The following is a 7029-nucleotide window of genomic DNA, read 5'->3' as shown; positions in this document are numbered from 1 at the left end:
CAAAGTTTGGATTGCCTTTACCGACAACCGCCTGGATTGGGCCCGCGAAAAAGCGGCAGAGTTCAACAAGCAATTTCCTCAATACAAAGTTACGGTCGAAGGCTACGGCAACTACGAAGAAATTCAGCAAGCCACCGACCTGGCCATTCAACAAAATGCTGCTCCTTCGGTGGTGCAGTGGTTTGAGGTGGGCACCCAACGGGCACGGGATTTTGGTTACTTCAAGTCCATTGCCGAGGCTCTGGGCAATCGCACCGAAGTGAACGGGATCCCGGTGAATTTCGACGATTTTATCGAGCCGGTGGTGAGCTACTACACCCTGGATGGCAAATTTACGTCCATGCCCTGGAACAGCTCCAGCCCCATTCTCTACTCCAACACGGCCATCTTGAAGAAGGCAGGGATCGAAAAGCCGCCGGCCACCTGGCAAGAGCTGGAGGCTGCTTGTCAAAAGATCATGGCCCTCCCCGACGCTCCCCAGGGCTGTGTGACCTGGCCCAATCACGGCTGGTTCTACGAGCAGTGGATGGCCCAGCAGAATGCCCTCTTGGCCAACAACGACAATGGCCGTGCCGCCCGTGCCACCCAGGTCTTTTTGGACTCGGAGCCGTCAATTGCCATCGCCACCTGGTGGAAAGGGATGTATGACAAAGGCTACTACATCTACAGCGGCAAGCAGCGGGATTGGGCAGCCACCGAGCAGGCCATCCAGACCGGTACCGTCGCCATGGCCATCACCAGCAGCGCCGATGCCGCCAACATCACCAACGCTGCCAAGCAAAACAACATCGAGCTGGTCACCACCCGCATGCCCTACAACGCCGACAAGGGTTGGACGGGGAACTTGATCGGGGGAGCCAGCCTCTGGCTGGTGAAGGATCTGCCCAAGGAGGTGGAAGAGGGGGCGCTGACCTTCATGCTGTGGCTCAATAACACCGAAAATGCTGCCGAGTGGCACCAAGTGACCGGCTACTTGCCCATTCGGAAAAGCTCGGTAGCCTTGCTGGAGTCGAAGGGCTGGTTCAAGGAAAACCCCAACTTCTTCACCGCCAGCGACCAAATCAACAATTCCAAGGTGACCCCTGCCACTCGGGGGGCGCTGCTGGGGGCTTTCCCCGAAATTCGCAACGTGGTGACCCAAACCATGGAAGATCTGATGCTTAAAGGCGGGGATCCGGCCCAGGCCATGGCCAAGGCCAACCAGGAGGCCAACCGCCTTCTGGCCGAGTACAACTCCCTCTACCAGTAACCTGGATGTCGATGGGCCAGGGGTGTTATTGAGGGATGGGGGTGGGCGGCGGCCTGCCCCTTTCCGGGCTTTGATAAGGCTCTTGTGAAGAGCACAGCCGAGGTGAGAGGCATGTTGGGATTCGTCCAAGTGTTGGTGCCGCTGTTGGCAGGGTTGCTGGGATCCCTCTGGATGGGGCTCCGTTTTCGACGCATCGAGTGGCCTGTGCCGGTGGGGGCAGTGCTGGGGGGCCTAGCAGGAGGGCTGGGATCCCTGATTTTTATGGCGCCCCTGGATTTTTGCACTTTTGAGCCGGAGCGCAAGGCCATCGACATGGCCTTTGGTGTGGGGCTGGTGCTGGCGGGCATGGCCATTCCCCTCTGGCCGCTGTTGGCGTGGACGCAGAAGGAGCAGGAGCGCCGCCTGGGGATCCCCGGCCCAGCTGTTCAGGAGAGGGGCATCTTTAAGCAGTGGTGGCTGGCGTGGCTGCTCTTGTTGCCCACCTTCACGATCTTGGTGGTGTTTCTCTACTACCCAGGGCTGGATACCTTCCGCCTTTCCACCCTGCTCACGTTTGTGGGGGCGCCGCGCAGCCGCTTCGTCTGTGTGGATAACTTTACCGCTTTGCTGACGGATTCCACCTATCTGCGCAGCCTGGGGATTACCTTTGCCATTTCGGCGGCCATCGTGGTGCTGGGGTTGAGCGGATCCCTGTTGATTGCCACGCTGGCCTATCAGCCGATTCGGGGGGCGGCGATTTATCGGGTGTTGCTGATCTGGCCCTACGCCATTTCTCCGGCGGTGGCCGGGATCATCTTCTTTATCATGTTCAACCCCTTGGGAGGGGTGGCCAACCATTTGCTGGGGCTGGTGGGGATCCCCCGTTTAAACTGGCTCAGCGATCCCAACTTGGCCCCTTGGGTGGTGATCTTTGCCAGCGTTTGGAAGCAGATGGGCTACAACATTTTGTTTTACCTTGCCGGCCTGCAAAACCTGCCCAAGGATTTGCTGGAAGCGGCTGCCATCGACGGGGCCGGGGCAGTGCGTCGCTTTTTTGCCATCACCCTACCGCTGCTTTCTCCCATCACCTTCTTTTTGGTGATTACCAACATGACCTATGCGTTTTTCGATATCTTTGGCACCATTGACTTGCTGACTGCTGGGGGCCCTTCCGGATCCACCTCGGTGTTGATCTACGAGATCTACAAAATCGGAGTGTCTTCAGGCAATTTGGGTAGGGCTGCCGCGCAATCCATCGTCCTGTTTCTCATTGTGGTGGGGCTGACGATCCTGCAATTTCGCACCACCGAGCGGAATGTAACCTACGGCGGATAACGGCTGTCTCTGCTGCAACGCAATGATCCCAGTTCTCAGTGGGCAAGGGGAAAATCGGCAAGAATGGGGGTAGAGAATCTAGGGATCCTCGATGGCCCCAAAATCCAACGCCTCGACTTGCTGGCGCGACTTCGGGAAGCTGGGCATGCTGCTGGCGGCCACTCTGCTGCTTTGGCTCCTCTGGGGCTCCATAGCGGGCAGCCAAGCCCGTCTCAACTTCAACAACGCCGATCTGCAAGGTCAAGATCTATCCGGCCAAGATTGGCGGGGCAGCAGCTTTGTCAGCGCCAACCTGCAGGGCGCCGATCTGCACGGGGCCAACCTTTCGGGGGCGGCATTCACCAAGGCCAATCTGGCGGGGGCCAACCTATCCGGTGCCGATTTGAGCAATAGCCTTTTGGATCTGGCCAATTTGGCAGGAGCCGATCTCAGAGGGGCCAAGCTCACGGGAGCCATTGCCGCACGGGCGGTTTGGCAAGGAGCGCAGATTGCCGGCGCCGATTTCAGCGAAGCCTATGTGGATCGGGCGGCAAAGCGGCAGTTGTGTGAGCGAGCTGAGGGATCCCACCCGATAACCGGCGTAACCACCCGTGAGAGTTTGGGCTGCCCTTGAATCAGGGCCGGCAAAGGTGAAGAAAACAGGATCCCTGAGCCCCGTCGGTCAGATTGGCCTCTAGATTGGGTAAGGTGTCGATAGTGCCCCAACCATGAGCAAGCCCAGCTTTGCGGTGATTGGCCTAGCGGTGATGGGGGAAAACCTGGCCCTCAACGTCGAGCGCAATGGCTTCCCGGTTGCCGTCTACAACCGCACCAGCTCCAAAACCGACCAGTTCATGCGGGAGCGAGCCCAAGGCAAACGGATCACCCCCGCCTACAGCCTGCCGGAATTGGTGCAACTGATGGAGCGGCCCCGCAAATTCTTGATCATGGTCAAGGCGGGCGCGCCGGTCGATGCGGTGATCGACGAGCTGAAGCCGCTGCTGGATCCGGGGGATATCATCATCGACGGCGGCAACTCCCTCTACACCGACACCGATCGCCGTGCCGAAGCCCTCGCCCCCACCGGGATCCACTTTGTCGGCATGGGAGTGAGCGGCGGGGAAGAGGGAGCCCTGAACGGCCCCAGCCTCATGCCCGGCTGCAGCCCAGAGGCCTACCAACAACTGGAGCCCATCTTGGCCAAAATTGCCGCTCAAGTGCCAGACGGCCCCTGTGTCACCTACCTGGGGCCCAAAGGGGGCGGGCACTACGTGAAGATGGTACACAACGGCATCGAATACGGCGATATGCAGCTGATCGCCGAGGTCTACGACCTAATGCGCAGGGCTTTGAAGCTGTCGGCCTCGCAGATGCAGGAGATTTTTCAGGCTTGGAATGAAACAGAGCTGGAATCTTTCCTAATTGAAATTACCGCCAAGATTTTCCAAACCCTGGATCCGGAAACCGGCAAGCCTTTGGTGGATCTCATCCTGGATAAGGCCGGGCAGAAAGGCACCGGTTTGTGGACGGTCAAAGATGCTCTGGATCTGGGGGTAGCGGTGCCCACCATCGAGGCGGCAGTGCAAGCTCGTATCCTCTCGTCGATGAAAGAGGAGCGGGTGGCTGCCTCTGCCCAGTTGAAAGGGCCGGACGCCACTTTTGAAGGGGATCCCGACTGCTTTATCCAAGATCTGCGCGCCGCCCTCTACTGCTCCAAAATCTGCTCCTATGCGCAGGGGATGGCCCTGCTCAAAAGAGCCACTGTTGCCCACGGCTACGTCTACACCTTCAGTGAGATTCCGCGGATTTGGAAGGGGGGCTGTATCATCCGCGCCCGCTTCCTGGGCGAGATCCAGTCGGCCTACAAACGGGATCCAGAGCTGGTGAACCTGCTGTTGGATGAGGAATTCGAGCAGGCCATCCGGGAGCGGCAGGGATCCTGGCGGCGGGTGGTGGCCACGGCGGCTGCCCTGGGGATCCCGATCCCGGCCATCAGCGCTTCTTTGGCCTACTACGACAGCTACCGTACCGCCAACCTGCCCCAGAACCTCACCCAAGCCCAGCGGGACTTCTTCGGGGCCCACACCTTCGAGCGCATCGACAGGCCGGGCGTCTTTCACCATGAGTGGAATGCCTGTTGCCGTTAGCAATGCGTAGCATCAAGAGGTCTCCGGAAAAAAGTTGAACCGCGCACCTCCGTTTGGAAAGGCTCCCCTTCCTGAGGAAAATCCTCGCGGAAATGGGCCCCGCGGCTTTCCTCCCGCAGCAGCGCCCCCTGAGCTACCAGACGGGCCAGCAAAAGCAGACTGCCTGCCTCGGCCTCTTCCCGGGTGGCCCAAGGCTTTTCCTGCAGGGGAAGTGCCTTGACAAAGGTCAGAAAAGCCCGCAGCCGTGTTCCCTCCCGCACAACGCCCAAAGCTTCCCCAACTCGATGCCTGAGAGCCGGCAGGATGTCGGGAGACGTCGCCAGAACGGGTAGCCTCTGCAGCTGTCGGGGAAAGCTCACCTCTCCCAAATCTTGCAAGGCAGCCAAGGCGGCCCGCTTGCCCATGACCAGCCCTTCCAAAAGGCTGTTGGAAGCCAAGCGATTGGCTCCGTGCAGACCCGTGGAAGCCACCTCCCCAGCAGCATAAAGGCCCGGCAGGCCGGTGAAGCCGAAAGTGTCCGTTCGGATCCCACCCATCACGTAGTGAGCCGCGGGAACAACTGGGAGCAGATCCTTCGTGGGATCCAGCCCCAAGGCGCGGGCAGAGGCAACAACGGTGGGAAAGCGCTCCTCCAGATGTTCGACGACCCGCAGATCCAGGTAGGTTCCCCCTGTCTGCTGCCGCTCCCAGAAAACGGCCCGAGCTACCACATCCCGCGGCGCCAGCTCTCCCAGCTCCGCATAGCGAGGCATAAAACGCTCCCCCAAGGCGTTGAGGAGAACAGCCCCTTCTCCTCTTACTGCCTCGCTCACCAGCGCTCCATTGGGCAAGGCCGTGGGGTGAAATTGCACAAACTCCAGATCCCTGAGAGTGGCCCCTGCCCGCCAGGCCAGCACCATTCCGTCGCCGGTGGCCCCCGGGGGAGCTGTCGAGACGGGGAAAAGGCTGCCAAATCCTCCCGTAGCCAGGAGAACTGCCCCGGCCCTCACCTCCACCGGCCCTTCAGGGCCAAGCAGCAAGGCCCCCCCTACCCTGTCCCCCGCCAGCAAAAGGCTTAGGGCTGTGTAGCCCTGCAAAGGCAGCCTGTTGAGGCGAGCCAGCAAACCTCTCAGAAGCCACAGTCCGCTCCGATCCCCCCCCAGATGGCGTACCCGCGCTTGGGAGTGGCCCCCTTCCCGGACAGGTTGGGGATGGAAAGGAAGGCCCCAGCGCAAAAGTCTCTCCAGGTGCAAGGGTGCTTCCTCCACAATGGAGCGAGCCACCTTTTCTTCCACCAGGCCGCGGCCCGCTTGCAAGGTGTCTTGGATATGGACTTCTATGTCCGCCTCATCCACAGGAAAAGCCACCCCACCCTGCGCCCAAGGGGTAGAGCCAGAGGGAAGGGGATCCTTGCTTACCACCAGAGTTGTCGCCCCCTGGGCTTCGGCCCACAGGGCTGCGTACACCCCCGCCACCCCTGCTCCCAGGATCAACAGGTCTGTTTCTAACAAGGGCGGCGCCCCGTTCTTCCCCTCCACCTCTAGGCTCCGGCGGGCACTGCCAGCATGGCCAGGATGGAACGGCGAGCCTTCTCAGCCACCTCCTGGGGCACCTGGATCACGTAGCGCATCTCCTGCAGGGAGCGGTAAATCTTTTCCAAGGTAATCTTCTTCATGTACTCGCAGACGGCTTCTGCCTTGACAGGGATGAACGTTTTGTCTGGAGCTTCTTTCTTGAGCCGGTGAAGAATGCCCACCTCGGTGGCCACCACAAACTCGCGGCTTTCTGAAGCTTTGGCGTAGCGCACCATGCCCTCGGTGGAGAGCAGCTTGGCATCCGGTTTGAGGAAGAGACAGCTAGAGCCGCAACTGCACTCCGGGTGAATGAGGAACTCTGCTCCAGGGTGCTCTTCCACCATCGCCTTGAGGTGCTCTTCCCGGATGCCAACATGCACGTGGCACTCTCCCGGAAAGAGATCCAGCTCCCTTCCGGTTACTTGAGCAACGTGGGCTCCCAGAAACATATCCGGCACGAAGAAGATGGGGCGATCTGGGGGCAGGCTGGCCACCACTTGAACTGCGTTGGCGCTGGTTACGCAGACATCTGCCAGAGCCTTGATCTCGGCAGCGGTGTTGACGTAGGCCACCACCAGGCCCTCAGGGCAGGCTGCCTTCCACCGCAGCACATCTTGCGGGCGAATGCTATCGGCCAAGGAACAGCCCGCCTCCAGATCCGGCAGCAGCACCGTCTTTTCCGGGTTAAGGATGGCAGCCGTCTCCGCCATAAAATGCACGCCCGCAAAGACAATCACCTGGGCGCTCGTCTTTTGAGCCTCCCGAGCCAGTCCTAAGGAGTCTCCCA

At 60.3% G+C, this 7029-nt stretch carries 6 protein-coding genes; 4 read left to right on the top strand and 2 right to left on the bottom strand.

Annotation, left to right across the window (positions count from 1 at the left end; translation table 11 throughout):
- The 4 genes from NW837_RS04335 to gndA all read left to right on the top strand — a co-directional run.
- Positions 1–1249 (top strand): ABC transporter substrate-binding protein (locus tag NW837_RS04335; RefSeq protein WP_414329419.1); only part of this gene is annotated, 1249 nt, incomplete at its 5' end.
- A gap of 111 nt (positions 1250–1360) precedes the next feature.
- Entirely contained in the window at positions 1361–2563 is a 1203-nt protein-coding gene (locus NW837_RS04330) for a carbohydrate ABC transporter permease (RefSeq protein WP_414329418.1), read from the top strand.
- A gap of 91 nt (positions 2564–2654) precedes the next feature.
- Positions 2655–3176: a pentapeptide repeat-containing protein gene (locus tag NW837_RS04325; protein WP_414329417.1), complete on the top strand. Its 522-nt coding sequence runs from the start codon at positions 2655–2657 to the stop codon at positions 3174–3176.
- A gap of 94 nt (positions 3177–3270) precedes the next feature.
- Positions 3271–4689: an NADP-dependent phosphogluconate dehydrogenase gene (gndA, locus tag NW837_RS04320; RefSeq protein WP_414329416.1), complete on the top strand. Its 1419-nt coding sequence runs from the start codon at positions 3271–3273 to the stop codon at positions 4687–4689.
- Here gndA and NW837_RS04315 read toward each other — a convergent pair.
- Together NW837_RS04315 and nadA are read right to left on the bottom strand one after the other, a co-directional pair.
- Positions 4686–6179, bottom strand: a complete 1494-nt coding sequence (locus tag NW837_RS04315; RefSeq protein WP_414329415.1) for an L-aspartate oxidase — start codon at positions 6177–6179, stop codon at positions 4686–4688. The genes gndA and NW837_RS04315 overlap by 4 nt on opposite strands.
- Before the next feature lie 29 nt (positions 6180–6208).
- The coding region (nadA, locus tag NW837_RS04310; RefSeq protein ID WP_414329414.1) for a quinolinate synthase NadA at positions 6209–7029 on the bottom strand (821 nt) is incomplete at its 5' end.

Source organism: Synechococcus sp. R6-10 (assembly GCF_047461815.1).
In the GTDB taxonomy this organism is placed as follows: domain Bacteria; phylum Cyanobacteriota; class Cyanobacteriia; order Thermostichales; family Thermostichaceae; genus Thermostichus.
This window is presented reverse-complemented; position numbering and strand designations above follow the sequence as displayed.

Bases quoted from the DNA above. Each gene is read 5' to 3' on its own strand.
- NW837_RS04325 (WP_414329417.1), top strand. From the start codon at position 2,655: ATGGCCCCAAAATCCAACGCCTCGACTTGCTGGCGCGACTTCGGGAAG.
- gndA (WP_414329416.1), top strand. From the start codon at position 3,271: ATGAGCAAGCCCAGCTTTGCGGTGATTGGCCTAGCGGTGATGGGGGAA.
- NW837_RS04330 (WP_414329418.1), top strand. From the start codon at position 1,361: ATGTTGGGATTCGTCCAAGTGTTGGTGCCGCTGTTGGCAGGGTTGCTG.